Below are 25,762 nucleotides of genomic sequence, written 5' to 3'. Positions count from 1 at the left end.
ACCAGAAGATGTTTCAATCGGGGACCGGATCATGACCAGCAGAAAGCAGGAAATGCACGACAAACTCGGAGCAAGACGAACCAGAAAAATGCGCTGGCTGACAGGCAGTTCAGCAGCCGCAGCGGCGTTTTTCCTGGCCTCGGCTCCGCAGCCGGTTCTCGCACAGTCGCAATTGCGTGCGCCCGATTTCAGTCCACGAGATGTCAGGATTTCTGCGCCGATCGCTCCCCTTCCCGTCAATAATGTCCGGATCTCGGAACCGGTGGATCCGCCTTCGGTCAATGACATCCCGATATCTGCCCGCGCCGGGCTGATCGCCATCAATCAGCCACAGGCCATTGGCGCAAGATTTGACGCCAACAGCTCGTTTCAGGCTTCTGTCGATAACGTGACAGCAGTCGCTTCATTGGCGAGAGATGCCAGCTCCGATGTTGTTACCACCTTTGGGGCCCAAAATGTCATCAACTGGACACCTTATGATACAGCGAACAGCGACGACCTGATCAACATCTTGCCCGCAGGCACGACCCTGACATTTGTCGGACCGGCTTCGGGCTATACGATCCTCAACCGGATATTGCCGACTGGCTCTACGACATCCGGCGACCCTCGTGGCATTGCCTTCAGTGGCAATGTTTCAAGCAGACTGGACACTGCTACCGGCGCAGTCGGCGGCAATATCTGGTTCTACAGTCCCGGCGGTATCGTGGTCGGTGCCGGTTCCACGTTCGACGTCGGCGGACTGCTGCTCACAACGAACAATATCGACACCATTGGCAGCACCATGAGTGTCAGCGGACCAGCCGGCAGCACTTCTTCCATAATTGTCGAAAATGGTGCCACGATCAACGCGCTCAACAATGGCAGCAGCTATGTTGCCATGGTCGCGCCGCGCGTCGTTCAAGGCGGCACTGTGAACGTCGACGGTTCGGTTGCCTATGTAGCCGCCGAACAGGCCGATCTGACCATCAACAACGGACTGTTCGACATTTCGATCGGCGTCGGAACGTCCGATGCCAACGGCATAGTCCATAGCGGAACGACAACCGGCCCCTCATCAACCCCGATACTCAACGGGATGGGCCAGGTGACCGATGCCGACGCGCAGGCTATTTACATGGTCGCTGTACCCAAAAACACGGCGGTAACCATGCTCGTGGGCGGCGCCATAGGTTATGAACAAGCGGCCACGGCATCTGTCGTCAACGGCAATATTGTGCTCAGCGCCGGAGGCAATGTTACCGTGGGCGGCACCGCAACCGCACCGACAAATTCTATTGAAAAAAACTCTAGTTCGACTGCAGCCGCCAATATCCAGATCGGCGGCACCGGCGGAGCCACTTTCGATTCGACCCTCGAGTTGTTTTCGGCCGATGACATCACCCTGTCGGCGCTATCGGCTGCCGATTCAATTGTCATTTCCAACGCGGTTGGTACGCAGGATTTAAACCTGACCGCGGGCAATGAAATCAACCTGAACACCGCGGGCGGCGGCCAGATATCCGTCAACGGCGATGTGAACCTCACCGCCGGGACCGGCGCCACCGGCGGTAACATCAACATCAATATTGATCGCACCGGCTTTGGTACGCCTATCAATACCGGTCTGGTCGTCTCCGGCGATTTCACCATGGACTCCAGCGCCTCCGGACTCGATGACTTTTTCACTTTTCGCAACAATGGCGGCACCGGGATCGGGCAGGATGCTGTTGGTGGCAATATTGCGATCGATATCACCGGCGGCGGCGTGCTGGATGTCGGCGGGAATACAAGATTCCTGACCAGCGCCCAGGGCGGCAAAGGGGAAATCCAAAATGGTTCCGGACAGGCCGGCAACATCGCTTTCACCATGGACAGCGGCACCGTGCAATTTGGCGGTGATCTGGACTTCGAAGCGATGGTGCGCAGTACCGGGGACGGGAAAGTGGGCGGCAATGGCCCCGGATCGCTCGGCAGCAGCAGCACCGCCGGCAATATAGACTTGAACCTTTCAGGCGGCGATTTGACGGTGATCGGCGATCTCGGCCTGTCAGCCCACGCGACAGCAACCAGTGGTTCTGACGACGCGACATCCCAGAATAATGCCGGCATGGCAGGCGCCATCAATGTCGACATTTCAGGAGGAAATCATAGTTTTGGAAGCATGGATTTCTCCGCTCATGCGACCTCGGGAAGTTCATTCGATGCAAATGGCAACAATATTGCCGGAGACGTCAGTCGCGGTTCGGTCGACTTTACCGTCAGCAGCGCCGGTACCAGTCTGGCAATTACCAACAATATCCTCGTGGATGTCACAACGAATGGCAATGTAATAAACGATCCAACCCTGGATGCAGTGACAATCAATATTGTGAACACCGGAGGGGAATCAGGCCTGGCGGTCGCAAATGCCATCGACATTTACACATCGGCATCCAATGGTGGGTCCGGCGGCTCGCTGACCGCCGGATCGGTTTCCATGATTGCGGACAACGGCGATTTCAGTTTTGACAATTTATACGTCGATACCAGCCTCGATCTCTTTTCCGTAAACGAAATTAGCGCAACTGCTACCGCAGGCAATGTCAATTTGATTGCTCAAAATGGCGGGGCCATTTCCGGCAACACTGTCGACGTGGTGGCCAGTTCCAATACCGAGAGTACATTCGGCGTCAACGCGTTTGGCGGTGATGTCCTGATTCACGCCAACGACGGATCGCTGGTTCTTACCGGAAATCTTGATGTCAGTACAAGTGCACGGGGAGGCGTCAAAGATCCGGCAACCTTGGAGACAACAACGGCCGAGGGTGGATCGATCAGAGTCCTGCTCGAGGGCACGTCACCGGCGAGCAGCCGCATCAGTGTGTCCGACATTGATTTCAATGCCGACGGATCAATTGCTGGCGGCGTGGAAGTTGCACCAATCTTTGAAGGCGGTGGAGGCAGCGGTTTTGGCGGCGAGATCATCTTTGACCTTCTCGGCGGTACATTTATCGCAAACGATATCGACGTCAGCGCGAGCGGTGCCGGTGGCCAGGGCGGTTCCGAAGTAACATTGGTTCCCGCCGGGCTGCCAGTACTGGGTATTGCCGCTATGACCACCCCGATGGATCTCACGGTGGTCAATACACCTTTTGCCGGTGGCGTGTCGGCAGGCGATGGCGGAGACGGTCAAGGCGGCGACGTGACGTTCAATCTCAATGGCGGCAATGCGACGGTTACCAATCTGACGATCAGCGCAAACGGCTTTGGCGGCGATGGAGCCAATGGCGACATAAATATCGGTACATCCGGCGGGGCTGGCGGCAATGGTATCGGCGGCAATGCGGTTTTCAATGGCCAGACGGGAAACTTGACCGTCACCAACACGCTCACGGTGTCGGCGGAAGGCAATAATCAGAATATCGCCCCTTATGCAGCTTCGGGAGCGGGTGGTTATGGCTATGGCTCGGACGGCGGCAATGGCGGTGACGGTATTGGTGGTACCACTAGCTTCAACCTCGACGGTACTGCAACAATCAACGCCAGCAACATCATCGTCTCGACGAATGCCGACGGCGGTTATGGCGGAAATAGCACCAGCGCCGGCAGCGGCTCCATCCAGGCCGGGACCGGCGGTAATGGCGGTAATGCAACCGGCGGCGATGCCACATTCAACAACAATGCAGGAACGCTCGGCTTCGGCCAGCTATCGGTCACGTCGGTCGGAACAGGCGGAAATGGCGGCACCGTCTCTGGCTTCTTTACCGGTGAAGCGGATAATATCGCGGGCAATGGCGGTACCGGAACCGGCGGCAATGCCACCATCAACCTCAATCAGGACGATGCCGGCAATCCCGTCTATGTCGTCGACGCCAGCGGTGTCGGTGGCGATGGCGGCACCGGCCTCGACGGAGGCGACGGCGGAGCGGCTGTCGGCGGCGTGGCAGCGCTTAATATCAACGATGCCACAGTTAATCCGGACGACCCGACGATCGTCGCCAACGCAACAGGCGGTGACGGTGGCCTGGGATTGCGGGATTCTCCCAATAATATCACCGGTAACAGTGGCGACGGCGGAAATGCGACGGGCGGAACGGCCCGCTTGCAGGTCACTGGTGCGGGCGGCAATATTGACCTCGGCTTCGTCACCTTGGAAGCCAATGCTACCGGTGGCAACGGGGCGGTCGGATTCTATCAGTTCGGCGGTGGCATAGAAGGCGGCGATGGCGGATCGGGCGGTGACGCGGCCGGCGGAACGGTCGAGCTGATCGCACGGACGGGCGGAACGCTTGTTTTGTCATCTGCCGATTTTACCATGACCAGCACCGGCACCGGCGGAATTGGCGGCAATGGCGGAAATTCTTATGACACCACAGCCGGCGACGCCGGCAATGGCGGTGACGCAACCGGCGGTACCGCTCGCCTGCTCGCGCAGGGCGGCACGATTTCCGGCACCAATCTCGACATGACGACGGCTGGCCTGGCCGGCGATGGCGGAAGCCGCGGTATCTATGGCGCCTTTGGAACCAACGGAGCGGATGGCACCGGTGGTACCGGAACCGGCGGAACCGGAATTATCGAGGTTCAGGAAGGCAGTCCCGGTATCGTGACCTTAGCCGATGTCAGCATAAACTCCAACGGCACGGGTGGCGGCGGACCCATTGCCGGTACCGGCGCGGGCGGGCGCATCGAAATTTCAGACAGTTCGACCGATCCCGCCGGATTGATAACCCTGGGCAGCCTGAGCGCCCTCGCCTTCGATACCGGGATCGGCCCCGGGGTCGGATCGGCTTCAGCCCCTCTGGGCGGCTTCTTCGTGACCGGTGACAGCGGAGCTGTATCGATTCTCGGCGACCTGACGGTGATTGTCGCCGGCAATATCGAATATGATCTCGACGGCGACGCGCAGATGACCGTCGGCGGCAGTGCGGCTCTGATCAGCGACCAGAATATACTGATCAATCACAGCAACAACACAACGCCGGTGAACTCGCTTGAGGTCGCCGGAAATTTCGATGCGACAGCCCAGGCCGATTTCATCAGCACCGACGGTTCGCGGATCAATGCCGGCGGCACGGCTTCGGTTCGTGCCGAGCAAAATGCCACCGTTGCCGATCTCGCCGGCGTCGGCTCGGTCGACATTTCCGCCCTGCAGAATGTTGCGGTCAACAATGCCGCGGTCACCGGCGTTCCTGCTGTGGTCTCCGTCGGATTGCTGTCTTACGTCGTGGCACCGCAATTGACGATCAACGCGGGCTATGATCCAACCGGAACACCTACGCCGATTTTTGATCCCACCTATAACGCGACCATTACCGGCGACGTCACCTCGACCGGCCTGATTGCCATAGGCGCAGGCGGCACAGCCAATTTCCGGGCCGGCAGCAACACCGTGTCCGACAATGGTCTGGCCGTCCGGACCGGCGATGATATCATCATCGAATCCGGCGCCAGCCTGACAGCGGGCGCTAATCCGTCGACCACGCCCAGCGCTGCGTTCACATTCACCAACCCGGGCAATCTCATTCTGCAGGCGGGTGACTTCACCGGTCTGTTCGGCACGCCGATCGGGACGCTCGGCACCACGCCGCTGACGCCCATTGCCTCAATCGTCGCCGCCGGCGATCTCGACGCCAACGGCTTCGCCGTTGTCATGACGGCAAATGCCATCGACGGTCTCGGCGGCACGATCACCGCCAGTTCGATCAGCGCAGACGTCAATGACGCACCGTCCAACGCCGCAATTACTGCCATTGGCCAGTCCGACGACAATGGCCTGCTGAGCGCACAATGTCTGGAGGGCAATGTCTGTCTGGGTACGCTCAATGCAGACAATCTGGTCTACATCGGTCAGGCGAGCAACAATGACGTGATCCAGGCGATCGTCGAAAGCGGCACCGTGTCGGCCAACGACATATTGGTCACCACGCGCCGCGACATTGTCATGGGAACGACCGGCATCGCAACCATACTCGACGCCAGCAATCAGCTGGCATTGCAAAGTACCGAAGGCGATATCGATCTCGCCGATGTTTCCGGGACCAGCAATACCATCACCATTGACGCCGCCGGCAGCCTGCTCGGAACAGCGAACCTCACCAGCGTCAATGACATCGGCATCACCGTCGGAGCGGACATCAACGCAGCATCGATCGTCACCGACGGCCAATTGACAACAGTCGCGCAGGTCGGCGCACCTCTAGAGGCCAGCTATACGGTGCCGGGCAGCATCATTGTCGGCACCCTGTCGCAAGGCGCCGATATCGACATCGACATCAGCGCGGGCGGCGACATCAGCTTTGACCAGATCAACCTACCCGCCAACCGAGCCATCACGCTGACCGCCGCTACCGGCGACGCCTTTCTCGGCACCAACAGCAGCGCGACGTCGGTTTCGGTTCTGGGCAATAATGTCGGCTTCAACGACCTTCAGTCGAGCGGCAATATCACGCTCAATGCCACGACCGGTGACCTGACCGGCACCGGTCCCGGCAATCTGACGGCAGGCGGCGGCATCAATCTCGAAGCGGCGAATATTATTGATATCGCCAACGCCACCACCACCGGCCTCGGGCAGAGCATCAATCTGTCCGCCAATAATATCGCAGCCGCTACGCTCACCACCAACAGCGGCGACATTCTGGTTTCAGCGGCGCAGGACATCGCGCTCGGCACCGCGGCCACCAGCGCCGGCACGCCGACCGCCGGTTCGATCGGCTTGCTGGCGGGCAATAATATTGCCTCGACCGGTTCGCTCGACGCCGGTGAAGACGTCGCGATCCGGGCGCTGGGCGATGTTGCCCTGACGACCGTATCGGCGGGCGATGATGTGTCGGTGGATGCGGACGGCGCGATCAGCCTGACCAGCGCCACCACCAGCGGCACCGGGATCGACCTGTTCGCGCTGGCGTTCAACACCGCCAATGCCGGCCAGGCCGGATCGATTGCCTTTGCGGCAGAAACGCTGACCGGCTCGAACATCCAGCTCGACAGCGGCAGCGACGTGACCGCCGCCGATACGCTCAACGCGATCGATAATATCTCGATTACCGCAACCGGCGCAGCGGCAGCGACCAACGCGATCAGCGGCAGCAACACCGATATTACCGGTGCTTCGGTAACTCTCGACAACGGCAATATCGGCGGAGATCTGACCCTCAATGCGCTCGCTGGCAATATTGACAGCAATGGCACCGTGGTCGTCGGAAACGCAATCGACCTCGACGCGACAGGGGATGCAGGATTTTCCGATCTCACCGCCCAGGCCGGCACAATCGCGATAACCGCAGGCGGAAGCATCAATGGTGGCAATCTGACCGCTGCCAATAACATCAGTTTGGATGCCGGCAATATTGCCATCGGCGACGCCAGTGGCGCCGCTATCGCCATGACCAGCGGATCGGATATTCTGTTCGATTCCCTGACCTCGACCGGCTCGACCACTCTGACCGCCACCAGCGGAACCATCGGCGCAAACGCGGGTGCAGGCGATATCACGGCAAGTGGCGTCGGGCAGAGCATCAATCTGTTCGCCAATAATGTCGCAGTCGGCGCGCTCGCCACCAATGATGGAGACATTCTGGTTTCGGCGGCGCAGGATATCGCGCTCGGCTCCGCGGCCACCAGCGCCGGCACGCCGACCGCCGGTTCGATCGGCTTGCTGGCGGGCAATAATATCACCTCGACCGGTTCGCTCAACGCCGGTGAAGACGTCGCGATCCGGGCGCTGGGCGATGTTGCCCTGACGACCGTATCGGCGGGCGACGATATGTCGGTGGATGCGGACGGCGCGATCAGCCTGACCAGCGCCACCACCAGCGGCACCGGGATCGACCTGTTCGCCCTGGCGTTCAACACCGCCAATGCCGGCCAGGCCGGATCGATTGCCTTCGCGGCAGAAACGCTGACCGGCTCGAACATCCAGCTCGACAGCGGCAGCGACGTGACCGCCACCGGCACGCTCAACGCCGACAATGATATCAATATACTCGCCACCGGCACGCCCACCGTGGCCAACGCGATCAGCGGCAATGACACCAATATTACCGGCGCGTCGGTAACCTTGAACAACGGGTCGATCGGCGGGAATCTGACGCTCAATGCCGTCGCGGGCGATGTCGATGGCAATGGTGCGGTCACGGTCGGCGGCGGCATCGACCTTGACGCAACCGGCAGTGTCGGATTTGGCACTCTCGATGCCCAGGGCGGTACCTTCACGGTCGATGCCGGCGGCAATATAGATTTCACCAGCGCAGCCAGCAGCGCTGGCACGAGTCTGAATGCCGGTGGTGACATTATCGGCGGCGATATGACGTCCGACGGAAATATAGCGATCGATGGCGGCGGTGACGCGGTTCTCGGCTCCGTCAACAGCGCAACCAATATCAGCGCCCGGTTGCTGGGCAGCTTTACCGCGGGCGACGTGAACGCGGACACTGCTGGTCAGGGCGAAGTCGACATCAGCGCCGACAATGGCATCGAACTGGCCAATGTCTCTGGCAACGACATATTTTTGACCGCGACAACCGGTCTCGTCAATGTCACCAATGATGTCGCTGTTACCAATGCCATCATAGCATCGGGCGAAGCCGTCTCCATCGTCACGCAACAGGACATGACGGTCAGCGCCGAAGCCACCAATGGCAATGTCGATCTGACCTCGGCAGCCGGCCTCGCGATCCAGGATGCTCAGGCCAGCGGCGACATCAGCATGAGCGCCGCCAATGATGTGCGGATCAACGGTCTCGTGAGTGCTGACAATCAATTGCTGATCTCCGCGGGCAGCCTGATCGACATTCAGGCGGCAACCGTCGGCGGCACGATCCGGACGGTCAGCGCAGACATGAACATCGGTTCGACCGGCGCACTCGGCGAGAGTGCTACAACCAGCGATATCGAGATATCCAGCGACGGCACCACCCAGATGATGCTCGGAGACGGGACCGATTTGACGGGCACTTTCTCGCTCAACAACGACGAGTTCAGCCGCATCCAGTCCGGGGGTGACCTGACGATCTTCGCCGCCGAGACCGGACTGGCCGGATTCGACCTGACCGTTCAGAATCTTTCGGTTCTCGCATCTGCCCAGGGCAATTTTGCCAGAAATGGAAGTTTCAATATTATCGCGGATCAATCGATAAGAGTGCTGGACAGCCTGTCTGTCCAGAGCGGCCTTGATACGAACCTGAATCTCGCCGCCGGTGACGACCTGTTTGTCAACGCCTCCCTCGGTACCATCGAGATGCTGGATGACACGGTTCTGGCGGGCAACCTGTCCCTGACCGCCCGCAACATATATGCGGTTACCGACCAGGCTTTTGACGATATTCAGGGCATGAGCACCGCCGAAATCGACGCGCGCCTTGCCGAGAATGACGGCAATGTCCGCGACAACGGGTTTATCGTGGCGGACGCGATCAGCGTCACTTTGCTCGCCAGCCAGTTCTACGTCCAGAATACCGGCAGCGGCACCGATTTCGATGCCCGGCGCGGCTTTGTTGCCGGCGCGGGCGGACTGTCCATCAATGCCGGTCCCAGCGGGACCACACCGATCGTCATCAATGGCACGGTCAATGGTGCCACGGGTATCCCTGCGATCCCGGCAACAACCATAACGGGAGCGGGCTTCAATGCTGTGTCGACCATCAATGGCTGTATCATTGCCGATCCGGCGAGTTGTGCGCCGGTAACGCCAACGCCAACGCCAACGCCAACGCCAACGCCTACCCCGACACCGGAGCCAAGGCCAATACCGGTTCAGGATGTGATTGATGAGGAAGTCACCCCGGAAGAATATGCCGCGGATCCGTTTGCGACCAATCTGATCGAGCTTAAGGAAACCGGGGACATGGCTGATGATCCGTTGATCGACGAGCCGGTTACCGGCGCGGGCAATGATGATCTTTGGGTGAATGGTCTCGATTGCGAGCTCGACGACAGTGGTGAGTGCGCGATCGACGAGGATGAAGACGGGGAACAGCTCCAGCCGGCAGAATGATCGCGCCGAATAATTGATCGGTTGACCTTTTGCGCGGAAAGCCATTAGGCGATGGATGATGACTGACACTGCCGCGCACCCGCTGAAGCTGTTCAACAGCCTGACTCGCCAGATGGAAGAGTTCGTCCCCGTGCATGCGGATGAAGCGCGCGTCTATACCTGCGGACCGACGGTCTATAACTATCCCCATATCGGCAATATGCGGGCCTATGTTTTTGCCGATCTGCTGGGGCGGACGCTCAGCTGGAAGGGTTATAGGCTCACCCATGTCATCAATATCACCGATGTCGGCCACCTGACCGACGACGCGGACGAAGGCGAAGACAAGCTCGAGAAAATGGCGGCGGAAAAAGCCCAGTCGATCTGGGATATCGCGAAACATTATACCGAGGCCTATTGGCAGGATATCAAGGCGCTGAATATCCGGCAGCCGGCCCACTGGTCTATCGCCACCGACTATGTCCCGGCGATGATCGAATATGCAAAAGGCATCGCCGACAAACATTGCTACGAACTGGAAAGCGGCCTCTATTTCGATGTCTCGACCGTTGCAAATTACGGCACGCTGGCCCGCGCATCGACCGATGACGGCGAGGGCCGGATCGACACGGTCGAGGGCAAGCGCAACGCCGCCGATTTCGCGATCTGGCGCAAGACACCCCCGGGCGAGAACCGCCAGATGGAATGGGACAGCCCCTGGGGCAAGGGCGCGCCGGGCTGGCATCTGGAATGTTCGGTGATGTCGGAAGCCCTGCTCGGCCTGCCGTTCGACATCCACACCGGCGGGATCGACCATCGCGAGATCCACCATCCCAACGAGATTGCGCAGAACCAGGCGCACAGTTGCTCCGATCACAGCGGCGCGAAAATCTGGATGCACAATAATTTCCTGATCGACCGGACCGGAAAAATGTCCAAGTCCTCGGGCGATTTTCTGCGGGTGCAGCTGCTGATCGACAAGGGCTTCCACCCCCTCGCCTATCGCCTGATGTGCCTGCAGGCCCATTATCGCAGCGAGCTGGAATTCAGTTGGGAAAATCTGGTCGCGGCGCTGACCCGGCTGAAGCGAATCGTGATAGGCGTCGAACGGCTGCAGGAGAAAGCGGACGGACAGACAGCGCCGATAGACCATCCTGCGCTCATGCAATTGCGCGACAAATTTGATGCTGCGCTGAGCGAGGATCTGAACAGTTCGAAAGGCCTGCCGCTGCTCGAAGAGCTGCTCTCGCTCAAGAAACTGCCGGCAGGTCAAAGGCTCACGCTATTATCCGAAATGGACTCGGTTCTGGGACTTGAGCTCGCGACCTTGAAACGCGATCAATTGCGCGTCCGGCCCATTGATGCAAAGCTGGAAGAAACCGAGATCGAAACACAGCTCGACCAGCGTCAGCAGGCAAAAGCAGAAAAGGATTTCGCCACCGCCGATAGCATCCGTGATGACCTTATCGCGCAGGGCGTGGACCTGATGGACGGCGACCCGCTGCGCTGGGAATGGAAGATAGACGGCTAGATTTTCGTCCCCTGTTATCCCGACACCAAGCAGGGAAACCGGTTGCGTAATAGTTGAAAACAAGGACTGATTCCCGTCAAAAAGGGAACGGCGATTTTTAGGAGAATGATGCGATGACCACCAAGCCGAAAGCCGCGATGGCCTCTCTTGTTCGCCCGCTTGTCGAACCGCATTGCGGCGATCTTGACGTGACCTGGTTCACCAGCACCGAAGAAGCGATGGCGATCGCGCCGCATGTCGAGATCGGCTGGTTCGACATGTATGACAAGGACAAGATGGGCGAGATTATTGCAACCGCAACCAATCTCAAATGGCTCAACAGCATCTACGCCGGCGTCGAGCATTTTCCGCTCGAGCAGCTCAAGTCCCAGGGCACGATCCTGACCAATGGCGCCGGTCTGAACAGCGCCCCGATCGCGGAATTCGCGATCATGATGATGCTCGCCGCCGCCAAGCGCAGCGATATTATCAACGACAACCAGCGGCAGCATAACTGGCTCGAACTACCACCGGGAACAACCGAGATCGACGGCAGCAAGGCGCTGATCATCGGCTTTGGCGGTATCGGCCAGCAGATTGCGAAAAAGCTGTCCGGATTTGATGTCGAGATTACCGCTGTACGCCGGACCGCGACCGGCGAGCCCAATGTCATCGGCCTTGACGAGTGGCGCGACCGGCTCGGAGAATTTGACTGGGTCTTTGTGTCCGCTCCGGCGACCAGCGACACGAAGCATATGTTCGGCGCGGATGAATTTGCCGCGATGAAATCCTCCGCCTGGCTGGTCAATATCGCGCGCGGCTCGCTGGTCGATCAGGACGCGCTGATCACGGCGCTGAACGACAAGACCATCGGCGGCGCCGCTCTCGACGTTGCCGATCCCGAGCCCCTGCCGTCGGACCACCAGCTTTGGGACGCGCCCAATTGCATCATCACCATGCATTTGTCCGGTCAGGCACAAACCCTGATGTTCCAGCGTGCCGCAGCCCGGTTTGTCAAAAATCTGGAACGCTACCGGAATGGCGAAGAGATGATCGCTGTCGCCGACTTCGACCGGGGATATTGAAGGGGGTGACTTCCCGAGTTTTTTAACTTACCATCCAGTTACATAGGGGTAGAGTGAGTCTCGTTCCTGAGGGGGATTGAGGGTCATTGGGGTCGTTGCCATTTACTCGCACACCAGCTGGTCATCGCGGCCAGGGAAGGACCCACATGACCAAAGCATCCGATCTGTTCGTAGAATGTCTCGAGAACGAAGGCGTTGAATATCTGTTCGGCGTTCCCGGCGAAGAAAATCTCGACATGCTCGACAGCCTGTCGCGCTCCAAGAAAATCAAACTCATTCTCACCCGGCACGAACAGGGCGCCGGTTTCATGGCTGCAACCTACGGCCGCCATACCGGCAAGACCGGCGTCTGCATGGCAACGCTCGGACCCGGCGCGACCAATCTGGTGACGGCAGCGGCCTATGCGCAATTGGGCGGAATGCCGATCCTGATGGTCACCGGGCAAAAGCCGATCAAGAAATCCAAACAGGGTCGTTTCCAGATTCTCGACGTCGTCGACATGATGGGCCCGATCACCAAATTCACCCATCAACTTGCGTCGGCCGACAATATCCCGAGCCGCGTGCGCGAAGCGATCCGGCTGGCTGAAGAAGAAAAGCCCGGCGCGACCCATATCGAATTTCCCGAGGATATCGCCGACGAAGACACGGATTCGACGCCGATCACTCCCAGCCTCGCCCGGCGGCCCATCGCCGAAGCCAAGGCCGTGCGCGCCGCGACCAAGAAAATCGAAAACGCCAAATCCCCGATCATCGTCGTCGGCGGCGGCGCCAACCGGACCACGACCGGGCGCATGCTGACGCAATTTATCGAGAAGACCGGTATTCCCTTCGTCACCACCCAGCTCGGCAAGGGCGTGGTCGATGAAACCCACAAGGAATTCATGGGCTGCGCGGCGCTGTCGGCAAACGACTTTGTCCACCGCGCGATCGAATCCGCCGACCTGATCATCAATGTCGGCCATGACGTGATCGAAAAGCCGCCCTTCTTCATGGCCACCGGCAGCACCGAAGTCATCCACGTCTCGATGAACAGCGCCGAAGTGGATCCGGTCTATTTCCCGCAGATCGAGGTGATCGGCGATATCGGCAACGCGATCTGGCAGATGAAGGAAGATATTGTTCCGTCCGGCAGCTGGAATTTCGACGCGATGTACAAGGCGCGCCGGGCCGAGGAAGAGCATACGGATTCGATGGACGACGATGTCCGTTGCCCGATCTATCCACCGCATCTCGTCAAGGTCGTCCGCGAAGCGATGCCGGCTGACGGAATCATCTGCCTCGACAATGGCGTCTATAAAATCTGGTTCGCCCGCAATTACAAGGCGCGCCAGGCGAATACCGTATTGCTCGACAATGCGCTGGCGACGATGGGCGCCGGACTGCCATCGGCCATGGCATCGGCGATGGTCTACCCCGACCGCAAGGTCATGGCGATCTGCGGCGACGGCGGCTTCATGATGAACAGCCAGGAAATGGAAACCGCTGTACGGTTAAAGCTCAACATCACCGTGCTGGTTCTCAACGACAACAGCTACGGCATGATCCGTTGGAAACAGGCGAATATGGGCTTCAAGGATTGGGGCCTGACTTATGGAAACCCCGATTTTGTCAAATATGCAGAGGCTTATGGTGCCAATGGCTACCGGATCACCAGCGCGAAAGATCTTCAGGAAACGATCGACAAATGCCTGAACAGCGAAGGCGTGCATCTGATCGAGGTCCCGGTCGACTATTCCGACAATGATCGCATTTTGAACAACGAGATCAAGGAACTCAGCGCGAAGGTTTGAACGAGACATTTATGACCAAATTGAAAGACGTCTATCCGCTCTATCTCAACAATGAAGCGGTGCAGCCCAATACCGACCTGGAAGTCACCGACAAATATACCAATGAAGTGGCTTTCCGGACGGCGTTGGCGACACCCGATGTCATTGACGAAGCGATCGCGGGGGCGGTATCTGCCACGGAACCGATGGCCGCGATGGCCAGTTACGAGCGGCAGAACGTGCTGCAGCATTGCGTCGACCGGTTCAAGGAACGCTATGACGAGCTCGCCTATTCGCTGTGCGTCGAAGCGGGCAAACCGATCAAGGATGCGGAAGGCGAAGTCGGACGACTGATCGATACATTCCGGATCGCTGCAGAAGAATCCGTCCGCAACTACGGCGAAGTGCAGCCGCTCGATATCTCGGCGCGTGCCAAGGGCTATATGGGCATGTGGAAACGCGTGCCGATCGGGCCATGCAGCTTCATTTCCCCGTTCAATTTCCCGCTCAACCTCGCTGCCCATAAAGTCGCTCCGGCGATTGCCGCGGGCTGTCCGTTCGTGATGAAACCGGCCAGCAAGACACCGCTGGGTGCGATCATCATGGGCGAGGTACTGGCAGAAACCGATCTGCCGAAAGGCGCCTTCTCGATTTTGCCCGCGAGCCGGGACGGCGCCGATCTATTCACCACCGACGAGCGGCTGAAGCTGCTCTCCTTTACCGGCTCGCCCGGTGTCGGCTGGGATCTGAAAGCCAAGGCCGGCAAAAAGCCGGTGATACTGGAACTGGGCGGCAATGCCGCCGTGGTGGTCGATCATGACGCCGATCTTGACGACGCGCTCGAACGGATTGTCTTTGGCGCCTTCTACCAGTCGGGCCAGAGCTGCATCGGCGTCCAGCGGATCATCATCCACGAAAAAATCTACGACACTTTCAGGGACATGCTGGTCGCCAGGACCAGGACGCTGGTCTCCGGGGATCCGAAGAATCGCGACACATTTATCGGCCCGATGATTTCCGAAGGCGAAGCCAGCCGCCTGCACGGCTGGATCGAGAGCGCCGTCGCCGGTGGAGCGACTTTGCTATGTGGCGGCAATCGCAAGGGCAACATGCTGGAGGCGACGCTCTTGGAAAATGTCGACACCAGCGCCGACGCCTATCGCGAGGAAGCCTTCGGTCCGCTCGCCCTGCTCTCCAAATTCAGCGATTTCGGCGCCGCCTTGGACGAGGTCAACGACAGCAAGTTCGGGCTGCAGGCCGGCATCTTCACCCGCGATATTTTCAAGACGCTGGATGCGTGGGACCGGCTTGATGTCGGCGGCGTCGTGATCAACGACGTGCCATCCTATCGCGTCGACAACATGCCTTATGGTGGCGTCAAGGACAGCGGCCTGGGCCGCGAGGGCATCAGATTCGCGATGGAAGACATGACCGAAATCCGCAATCTGGTGATCCGGCGCAAGCCGGGCTAGTCGCTCGGAACATCCCGCGCCCGGGAAGATTTGCTTCCGGCGCGCCAGTGCGCTTGCACCGATGACCGTTGCCCGCCGGTCGCATCGCTATTCCGTCGTCCCTGCCCGGCATCCACAAGGCTCTAAAAAATAAAAGAAATCGGGCATTTTTGTTTGCATTGAGCATGGATTGGGGGATAGGTATCATGCTCGTTATGGGGAAACGGCAAGGGTCGCGTCGTGCTGGATGAGGAGACCGGTTTAAAAACCGGAATGCGCAACGATGCAAATGGGGAAGATAATATCAGGAATACCTAGCTGGCCGGTACTGGCCGCTAGCCTTTTCTGCTCGTCACTGGTCGGAGCGGCCTTGTTCGTCTCGACCATGGCCAGCACTGCCCCGGTTGAAGCAGCCACCGACCTTGCCAGTGGCACCTACCTCGGTGTGGCTTCTTGCGGTGCCACCACTTGCCACGGACGACAGGAAGCCGATGGCGCGATTGTCCGGCAGGACGAGATCATGCGCTGGCAGGAAGAGTCGACCCCCGGTGGCGCCCACAGCCGCGCTTTCCGCGTCCTCCGCGAACCACGCAGCATTGCGATTGCCAAGCGTCTCGGCCTCAAGGATGCGGCATCCGCCTCCGAATGCCTCGGTTGCCACACCACCGACGCGGCGCGCAAGGGCCCGCGCTTCCAGACCAATGACGGCGTCGGGTGCGAATCCTGCCACGGTGCATCATCCGGCTGGATTTCAAGCCATTATGCGGTCGGCGCCAGCCACGCCCGCAATGTTGCCCGGGGCCTGATCCCGCTCGACAATCCCAAGGCCCGCGCCAGCGTCTGTCTCGACTGTCATTTCGGCAGCGCCAAAAAAGGCCAGTTTGTCGATCACAAGATCATGGCTGCCGGTCATCCGCGCATTTCCTTCGAGATGGACCTCTTCTCCACCCTGCAACAACATCATGACGAGGATGTCGACTATATCCGCCGCAAGGGCCGGACCAACAGCGTCCAGTTCTGGGCGGTAGGTCAGGCGATGGCGCTCGAACGCTCGCTCAACCTGTTCACCAAACCGGCAATCGCCACCGAGGGCATTTTCCCCGAATTCTATTTCTACGACTGCCACAGCTGTCACCGCCGGATTTATGATGACCCGTCGGCCCGCCCGACGTCGGTCAACAATCCCGGCCGCCCGATTCCCGAAGGCATGCCGCCCTATAATGATGAAAATATGATCATGCTCAGCGCCGCGATCAAAGTCGCCGCGCCAGACATTGCTGCTGATTTCGACGCCCGGTCTAAAGCCTTCCACGCAGCAATGGCGCAAGGCCGGGAACCCGCCGTACAGGAGGCGGCCAGATTGCGGCAATATGCCGGCCAGCTCGCGGACCGTTTCTCCCGCGCCAGCTTCGGTCGCGATCAGACGTTCCAGATCATGGAAACCATCGCCGGTCAGGCCATATCGCCGCGTTTCACCGACTATGAAGGCAGCGTACAGGCGGTCATGGCCGTGGACACTTTGCTCAACGGACTGGTCAACAGCGGCCAGGTCAGCGAATCCGCCGCCGCCAGCCTGCGCGGCCAGATCAACATCGCTTATGCCGCTGTCGATGAACCCAATAGCTATGAACCGCTGAAATATCGCCGCGCATTGGGTAGCGCCGTGCGCACGATCCGGTCGCTGCGCTAGAGGATTTGGTGATGCGCAAGACCTTTCTGACCTCTGCAATTTCTGCCGCAGCACTGCTGCTGACATCTTGCGGTGGTGATGGCGGCAGCAATGATTTCGGCGGCACACCGTCGCCCTCGCCATCCCCGACACCCACCCCGTCCCCGGTTGACGGCAATGGCGGCGCTTATACGGCCCCCGCACAGGAATCGCTCACCGTTACAGACGTGCAGACCATCATTGCGCAGGCCGTCGGCGAAGCCACCGCCCGCAACCTGCCCTCCGTAATCGCGGTGACGGACAGGGTCGGCAACGTGCTGGCGGTGTTTGAAATGAACGGCGCAAGGCCGACCGCGACCACCAGCGCACGCACTGCACTGGGTGCCATCAACAATCCTCTGGTCGATGTCCAGGGCGTCGAGGTGCCAGCCGCCGCAGGCGCCATCGCAAAAGCGGTGACCGGCGCCTATCTGTCGAGCGCCGGCAATGCCTTTTCCAGCCGGACGGCGAGCCAGATCGTCCAGGAACATTTTCCGCCAGCTCCGACCACGGCGGGCCTGGAAAGCGGCCCCTTGTTCGGCGTGCAGTTCAGCCAGTTGCCCTGCTCCGATTTCAACCAGAGATTTGGTAACGTCGGCACGGCGGCGCTGATCGGGCCCAAACGCTCTCCTCTCGGCCTGTCTGCCGATCCCGGCGGCTTGCCCCTTTACAAAAACGGCGTTGTTGTCGGTGCCATCGGCGTGATGGGTGACGGTGACTATGGCTTTGACCCAAATATTCTCGATATCGATGACGATGACGAGGAAGCGATTGCGCTGGCGGGGATTCAGGGGTTTGCACCACCGGCCGCGGTGACCGCCAACCGGATTTCGGTAGATGGAACACAGCTTCGATTCAGCGATGTTGTGGTCAGCGACCTCGCGCCTCTGCAAAGCAATTATGCGGCGATTAGCGGCACTGCCGGCAATTTGATTGCGGTGAAAGGCTATGCTGCCAATGTTATCATCGCCGGCTCGGCTTATGGCACCGAGGCATCCGGCATTCGCTCCTCCACCGCGACGGAATTCAAGAACCGCGACGCATTCGTCTTGTCCGATGGCGCGGGCACCAATCGCTTCCCGATTCGCGGCGCAACCGACGGCGCGAGCGTAACGACGCCACTGACCGCCGCCGAGACCCGCGCGATACTGGAAGAAGCGTTCATCATCATGTCGCGTGCGCGCGCGCAAATCCGGCAACCGCTCGACAGCCGCGCGCAAGTATCCATCTCGATCGTCGATACCCACGGCGAGATACTGGGCATAGTCCGGTCGCCCGATGCGCCGATATTCGGGACCGACGTATCCCTGCAAAAAGCGCGGACAGCATCCTTTTTTTCCAATAGCGTCGCCGCATCCGACCTGCTCGGCAATCCCGATACGGATGTCGCCGCATTTGTAGGACGGGTCCGGACTTTTCTGAATGATCCCAATGCCCTTACCGGCACGGTCGCCTTTGCCGACCGCTCTGGCGGCAATCTCTCCCGCCCCTATTTCCCGGATGGCGAACTGGGTCGACCCCACGGGCCGTTGTCGCGCCCGATTGAAGATTTCAACCCCTTTGCAACCGGGCTGCAGGCAGCATTGATCTTTCCCAATCTCGGACAGCATCTCGCCTTTGTTACCGGCGCGGCCCCGATGGACACGCCCATGCGGTGCACCAACACGCCCGACGCGGTGCCAGGACAGAACCGGTTGGAAAACGGCATCCAGATATTTCCAGGCAGCGTACCAATTTATCGCGGCAATCAATTGATCGGCGGTCTTGGTGTTTCCGGTGACGGTATCGATCAGGATGACATGATCAGCTTTCTGGGACTGCACAACGCCGGACAGCGTGTTGGCAGTATCGGCAATGCGCCAAAGGCGATACGGGCCGACAATATCGTGGTCGATCTCGGCAATGCCAATGTCCGGTTGCGTTACGTCAGTTGTCCGTTCGCGCCATTTCTCGACACCGACGCACAAAATGTCTGCGAGGGTCTGTAGAACCGATGACCGGACTTTCTGCCTCCTTTGTCCCGATCATGGCGGTCCTGTCCGGCCAGGCCGAACAGATGGAGACCCAGCGCGCCTCGGTCGAGCAGATGGAATCCTCCCTGACCGCTCTGCTCGCAGGGGAACGATTTGACTGGATAAGAACAGAATCTGACGCTTTTGGTACACAATTGGCCATGGGTGGCCCCGATCCCGACGAAGAAGAGGCGGAATTTGGAGAGGCCTCTGCGTCCGGGCCGTCGACTCCGAAAGATGCTTCCAATTCTTCCATTTTGGAGCAATCCGGAACCCCCGATCAGCTGGAAATGGACTTTGACGGTCTCGCTGCCGATGATGCCCTGATCGATGGCCGCCGCCGCCCGGGTGTCCAGAAAGAGTTGCCGGATCGAGTGACCCAGAACAACCCCGGCGCCGTCAACGCCCCGCCACCGGAAGCTTTTCCGACCGACGAATTCCCGGTTCCCGACCGATGGCGGATCATGCAAAGCCTCTGCCCGGCCAAGGGTGGCGACCAGGCGATTTACACCTTGTTCGGCGCCCTGCGGAACAACTGCCACAGCACGCTCAATCCCTATAACCAGAACGTGCTCAAGGGCGACAAGCCGATCCCGGCTGACAAGAAACCGGGCTTTCTCAAGGGCGACGACTGGTTTTTCGTCGCCAATGCAATTTCGGACACGGTGATCGAGCCACGCAGCTTTCCCATTCCGGTTGGCGTCCAGACCACCGAACGACCGAACAGCATCGACGTCTTCGGCCGCTCCGGCTCGGAGGTCTATGCCCAGACCTTCATCACCGGTTTTGCCCTGATCAAGGGCTCTACCGCCTATAAGCCGCCCGACGTGGAATATCGCCTGACGCTGGCGACCCAGGTCAATCATGTGAATGTCCCGGAACGCCGCGTGCTGTTTGTCGAACCGTCCAAATCCTCGCATCGCACCGACTGGTTTGTCGGCGTGCAGGAGGCGTTTTTCGACTATCACATCCGCAACACGTCGGCGCGCTATGACTTCGACAGTTTCCGCATCGGCATCCAGCCGATGCAGGCGGATTTTCGCGGTTTTCTGTTCCAGGACAACCAGCTCGGTTTCCGCCTGTTCGGCACCCGTGACAACAACCGGATCCAGTATAATCTGGGGGCCTTTGTCCAGCTCGAGAAGGACACCAATTCCGGCCTCAACGATATCACCCAGACCCCGCGCGAAAGCTATATTTTCTTCGCCAATCTCTACCGGCAGGATCTGCCCTTTGTCGGCCTGACCAGCCAGTTCAGCGTGACCTATAATATGAACCGCGAAAAGTCCGACGTCGAGATTGACGACAACGGCTTTCCGGTCCGCCCTGCCCTGCTCGGCGACCTCAGGGGCCGGGCCTATGATGTCGTCTATCCGGGCTATGCCTTTGACGGACGGATCGGACGGATCAATCTCACCGGTCAGGTTTACGGCGCCTTTGGCGAGGACCGGAACAGCTTCTTTACCAGCGAGCCGGCCAATATCGCCGCCTATTTTGGTGCAGTGGAAGCCAGCTACGACGTCGACTTCCTGCGTTTCCGCGCCTCCGGCCTGTTCGCCAGTGGCGACGGCAATCCTTACAACAACACCGAAGCCGGCTTTGACGCGATTTTCGAGAATCCGATTTTTGCCGGGGCCGATACCAGCTACTGGATCCGCCAGACCATCCCGTTCGCCGGCGGTGGTCGGGTGATCTCGATCAATGGACGTAACGGCATTCTCAACAGCCTGCGCTCTTCCAAGGAACAGGGCCAGAGCAATTTCAACAATCCCGGCACGATATTGGCTGGCGTTGGCGTCGACGCCGATCTGACGCCCGATTTCCGGCTGTCCGGCAATGCCAACCATCTCTGGTTCCACAAGACCGAAAGTCTCGAAGCGCTGCGCGTCGAGGGCTCGATTCCCAGAGACATCGGCTGGGACCTGTCACTAGCCGCCATTTACCGCCCGAAAGCCACGCAGAATATGGTATTCCGCCTCTCGGGCGCTGCTTTGATACCCGGAAAAGGATTCAAGGATTTGTTTGACCAGACCGACAAGCGCGACTTCCATTATTCCATTCTGCTCAACGCGATATTGGCCTTCTGATGCGCTGGCGGAACCTCCTGACCGGTAATAGCAAATTTATCCTCGCGGGACTGGGCGCGTTGGCGCTGACCGTCACCCCTGCCTCGCTGCTGCTCGCCGCAGGCAAGGAAAAAGCGCAAAAGGTCGACTACAGCTTCACGCCCCCTGCCCCGCAGAACCAGACCTGGGACGAGGCGCAGGCCAAGAGCAGCGGCTGCCAGAGCTGTCACACCGACAGCGACCAGAAGACCATGCACGAGACCCCTGCTGTGGTGCTCGGCTGTGTCGACTGCCACGGCGGCGATGCCTCGGTCATGGGCGACAACAAATGGGGCAAGAACAGCCTCGCCTATATGGACGCACTGACCAAGGCGCACGTCCTGCCGAAATATCCGGAAAGCTGGCACTGGCCCTCTTCTGCCAATCCCAAGCGCAGCTATGGCCTGCTCAACAAGGAATCGCCCGAATTCGTGCGTTTCGTCAATCCGTCGGACTATCGCGTTGCGCGCGAATCCTGTGGTGCCTGCCATATGGAAATCATCGAGGCCTCGGAACGGTCGCTGATGGCAACCGGCGCGATGCTATGGGGCGGAGCCGCTTATAATAACGGCATCGTGCCCTTCAAAAATTATATATTCGGCGAGGCTTATACCCGCAAGGGCGAGCCGGCGACGATCAAATCACCCGGCAATCCGCACGGCACCGTAACCGAGGCAGAAAAGAAACGCGGCGCGCTGCCGATCCTCTATCCATTGCCGACCTGGCACACCGTCCCGCCAGGCGACATCTTCCGGGTTTTCGAGCGCGGTGGCCGCAACATCAACACCCAGTTCCCGGAGATCGGACTGCCCAATATCGGCGGCATCATCCAGCGGCTGGAAGAGCCCGGAAGGCCTGACCTCAAGCAATCCAATCGCGGCCCCGGCACCGGCCTGCGCGTCGCCATCCCGGTTCTCAATATCCACAAGACCCGGCTCAACGATCCCTTCATGTGGTTCATGGGCACCAATGACCAGCCTGGCGACTATCGCCAGTCTGGCTGTGCCGGCTGCCACGTTGTCTATGCCAATGACCGCGAACCGCGGCACAGCTCGATCTGGGCCCAATTTGGCCGTGACGGACAGACGCAGACGGTTGATCCGACGATCCGCAATCTGAAAGAGGGCGAACATCGCTTTGGCAGCTTCGGCACCTATGATGCGGCCCACGGTGCAAAGGACGGCCACGGCGGTGATACGGGCCACGGCGATGATCACGCCGTTGATACCGATCCTGCCAAACGCGAAAAAGGCCATCCGATCCAGCATGCGTTCACCCGTGCCATCCCGACCGCGCAATGCATGAACTGCCACATGCACCAACCGAACATATTTCTGAACAGCTATCTCGGCTACACGATGTGGGACTATGAATCCGACGCGCCTTACATGTGGCCGGGTCCGGACAACAAGACACCAAAGCCGGAAGGCATGAGCGACGAGGAATATCAGAAGAAATACAAGCAGCAGAAATATCCTGATGCCGAAGAAGTACGCAAGGTGCTCGACCGCAATCCGGAAGGCGCAGCGCCCAAGGGCCTGTGGGCCGACATCGATTTCCTGCGCAATGTCTACGACGTCAACGCCGACGCCAAGGACACGCAATTTGCCGACTATCACGGCCATGGCTGGAATTTCCGCGCGGTTCTGAAACGCGACCGCGACGGCAATCTGCTCGACGCCGAGGGCAATCAGGCCAGCTACAGCACCGATACCGAGAATATCGTCGCCAATGACGATCCGGAAAAATTTCGCAAGGACGGTGAAGGAAAATTTGTCGAACCGGGCGTGAATCCGGGTAAATCTGTCCACATGATGAGCATCCATGCCGAGGTCGGCATGCAATGCGCCGATTGTCATTTCTCGCAGGACAGTCACGGCAACGGGTTGATCTACGGCGAAGTTGCCAATGCGGTCGAGATCAGCTGCAAGGACTGCCACGGCACTGCCGACGCTTATCCTAACCTGATGACCAGTAATCTCGCGGCGCGACCAAAAGGCAAAAATCTCGGCCTGCTGCGCAACGCCAATGGCGAGCGCCGTTTCGAATGGTTCGAAGATCCCAATGGCAAGCGCGTGCTGGTCCAGCGTTCGATCGTCGACCCGGATCTCAGCTGGCGGGTCAGCCTGGTCAAGGACAGCGTCGACCGCTCCCATCCCGATTTCAACGTCAAGGCGGCTCGGGCGAAACTTATGTCCAAAAGCGGAGCGGAAACGGGCAAATTTTCCTTCGGAAGCGGCGTTGCAAAAGACGATCGGGCACATAAAGACGAGAATATGGTCTGCTTCACCTGCCACCTCAGCTGGACAACAAGCTGCGGTGGCTGCCACTTGCCGATCGAAGCCAACTGGCAGGCCGACAATCACAAATATGAAGGGGGCACGACGCGAAACTATGCAACCTACAACCCACAAGTGGCCCGCGACCAGATGTTCCAGCTGGGCCGTCACCAGACAACCAAGGGCAATATCATCGCTCCGGTCCGGTCAACCTCGGCCCTGATCCTGTCCTCGACCAACATCAACCGCGAACGCATCTACGTCCAGCAGCCACCAATTTCCGGTATCGGTTTCTCTTCGCAAGCTTTTGCACCGCATTTCCCGCACACCGTGCGCAAGACAGAGACCAAACAATGCTCGGATTGTCACGTCAGCGAGGCCAATGACAATAACGCGATCATGGCGCAGACGCTGCTGCAGGGAACTAATTTCGTCAACTTCATCGGCCTCCACGCCTGGGTCGGCCTTGAAAAGGGCTTTGAAGCCGTCCGGGTAACCGAGTGGGACGAACCACAGGCCGTTATCGGCTCCTATCTGCAAAAATACGCCTATCCCGATTACTGGCGGATGCATGTCGAGGACAACGACCGCGAACTGATCGACTGGGTCCGCGGCGAACGGCTCGACGAGAATCTGTCCGGCGAAACCAAGGCGCTCGAAGAATTCAAGAATGTCGTTCAGGGGACCGGCGACGCGGTTCGCTGCCTGCAACTGCGCGGCGAATATATGTTTGTGGCAGAGGGCAAAGGTGGGTTCCGAGCCTATGATGTTGCCTCGATCGGCAACAAGGGCTTCTCGGAACGGATCGTCAAGGCGCCCTTCTCCTCGCTTGGTCATGATACGCATGTCGACACCAAGAACGCGACCTGCATGGCGCTTGCCACCAACCAGCCGATTGCTCCGCTGCGCAACACCAAGGAATTGCGTGAAATTAACGAAGAGCAGGCCTTTCACCCGATCTACAATTATGCGGTGATCACAGATAGCGAAGAAGGCCTGATCCTCGTGGACGTCAACACATTGGCCGATGGCGAATTCCGCAACAATTTCTTCAAGCGCAGCCTTACCTGGAACGATGGGGGTCTATTGGACGGTGCGCGCCACATCACGCTGGCCGGTCATTATGCCTATATCACCACGGACGCCGGGCTGACCCTGATCGATCTCGACAAGCCGCTGGAACCGCGCCACGTCGTCACCTTGCCCTTGACCGATGCACGGGCATCCGCATTGCAGTTCCGCTACCTCTGGGTAACCGATGCCGAGGGCGTGAAATTGTTCAACGTCACCGACATGGAAAATCCGGTGGCAGTGCCTTCAGGGACAATCCCTTTGCGCAATGCCCAACGCCTCTATCTAGCGCGCACTTATGCCTATATTGCTGCCAAGGATGAAGGACTGGTAATCGCCAATATCACCCGGCCGGAATCGCCCGTGATCTACATGAAAGAGACGTTCGGCGGCACGATGAACGATGCGGAGGATGTGATAGTCGGATCGACCAATGCCACTCTGTTTGCCTATGTCGCCGATGGACGCAACGGGCTGAAGGTGGTCCAGTTGACTACGCCGGATAGTCAGAAAAACTTCTACGGTTTTTCTCCTGCACCGAAGCCGGAACTGATCGCTTTTGCCCGGACACCGAAACCGGCACTGGCCCTGTCCAAGGGTCTTGATCGGGATCGAGCGGTGGACGAGACCGGCGGACAGATGGCGGTCTTCGGGCGGCTGGGCTCCCGGCCTTTCACCCGCAGCGAGATGCAACGCTTCTACCTGAACAGCAAGGGTGAACCTTATTTCGTCAAGGATGAGCCCGATCTGGCAGACTGGATCGGATCAGCGCCGCCTTTGTTAGCCCGGCCGTAAATGGAACGGGGGCCGGACAGTCCCAAGACGCCGACCC

9 protein-coding genes are annotated in these 25,762 nt (G+C 59.4%); all 9 read left to right on the top strand.

Annotated elements, in window-relative coordinates; translation table 11 throughout:
- Positions 1–31: 31 nt before the first annotated feature.
- The 9 genes from HUO14_RS01505 (at position 32) to HUO14_RS01465 (ending at position 25,725) form a co-directional block, all read left to right on the top strand.
- Positions 32–9,958, top strand: a complete 9,927-nt coding sequence (locus HUO14_RS01505) for a hypothetical protein (RefSeq protein ID WP_176278115.1) — start codon at positions 32–34, stop codon at positions 9,956–9,958.
- Positions 9,959–10,016: 58 nt separating this feature from the next.
- Complete coding sequence (gene cysS / locus HUO14_RS01500; RefSeq protein WP_176278114.1) at positions 10,017–11,468, top strand: cysteine--tRNA ligase; 1,452 nt, start codon at positions 10,017–10,019, stop codon at positions 11,466–11,468.
- A gap of 113 nt (positions 11,469–11,581) precedes the next feature.
- Positions 11,582–12,532, top strand: a complete 951-nt coding sequence (locus tag HUO14_RS01495) for a D-2-hydroxyacid dehydrogenase (protein WP_176278113.1) — start codon at positions 11,582–11,584, stop codon at positions 12,530–12,532.
- Between the two features lie 146 nt (positions 12,533–12,678).
- On the top strand, positions 12,679–14,325 hold the full coding sequence (locus tag HUO14_RS01490) for an acetolactate synthase large subunit (RefSeq protein ID WP_176278112.1): 1,647 nt from the start codon (positions 12,679–12,681) through the stop codon (positions 14,323–14,325).
- Between the two features lie 11 nt (positions 14,326–14,336).
- Positions 14,337–15,776, top strand: a complete 1,440-nt coding sequence (locus tag HUO14_RS01485; RefSeq protein WP_176278111.1) for an aldehyde dehydrogenase family protein — start codon at positions 14,337–14,339, stop codon at positions 15,774–15,776.
- Between the two features lie 268 nt (positions 15,777–16,044).
- Complete coding sequence (locus HUO14_RS01480) at positions 16,045–17,445, top strand: multiheme c-type cytochrome (RefSeq protein WP_425500467.1); 1,401 nt, start codon at positions 16,045–16,047, stop codon at positions 17,443–17,445.
- Positions 17,446–17,456: 11 nt separating this feature from the next.
- On the top strand, positions 17,457–19,451 hold the full coding sequence (locus HUO14_RS01475) for a heme-binding protein (RefSeq protein WP_176278110.1): 1,995 nt from the start codon (positions 17,457–17,459) through the stop codon (positions 19,449–19,451).
- Between the two features lie 314 nt (positions 19,452–19,765).
- The gene (locus tag HUO14_RS01470; protein WP_425500473.1) at positions 19,766–21,562 is read left to right on the top strand and encodes a hypothetical protein; all 1,797 of its coding nucleotides are present in this window, start codon (positions 19,766–19,768) and stop codon (positions 21,560–21,562) included.
- Positions 21,562–25,725, top strand: coding sequence for a hypothetical protein (locus tag HUO14_RS01465; RefSeq protein ID WP_176278109.1), 4,164 nt, complete (start codon positions 21,562–21,564; stop codon positions 25,723–25,725). The genes HUO14_RS01470 and HUO14_RS01465 overlap by 1 nt, the downstream gene beginning before the upstream one ends.
- The last annotated feature ends 37 nt before the right edge of the window (positions 25,726–25,762 follow it).

This window comes from Parasphingorhabdus flavimaris (genome assembly GCF_013371215.1).
Classification (GTDB): domain Bacteria; phylum Pseudomonadota; class Alphaproteobacteria; order Sphingomonadales; family Sphingomonadaceae; genus Parasphingorhabdus; species Parasphingorhabdus flavimaris.
Note: the sequence above shows the minus strand (reverse complement) of the source record. Positions and strands in the feature narration are given on the sequence as shown.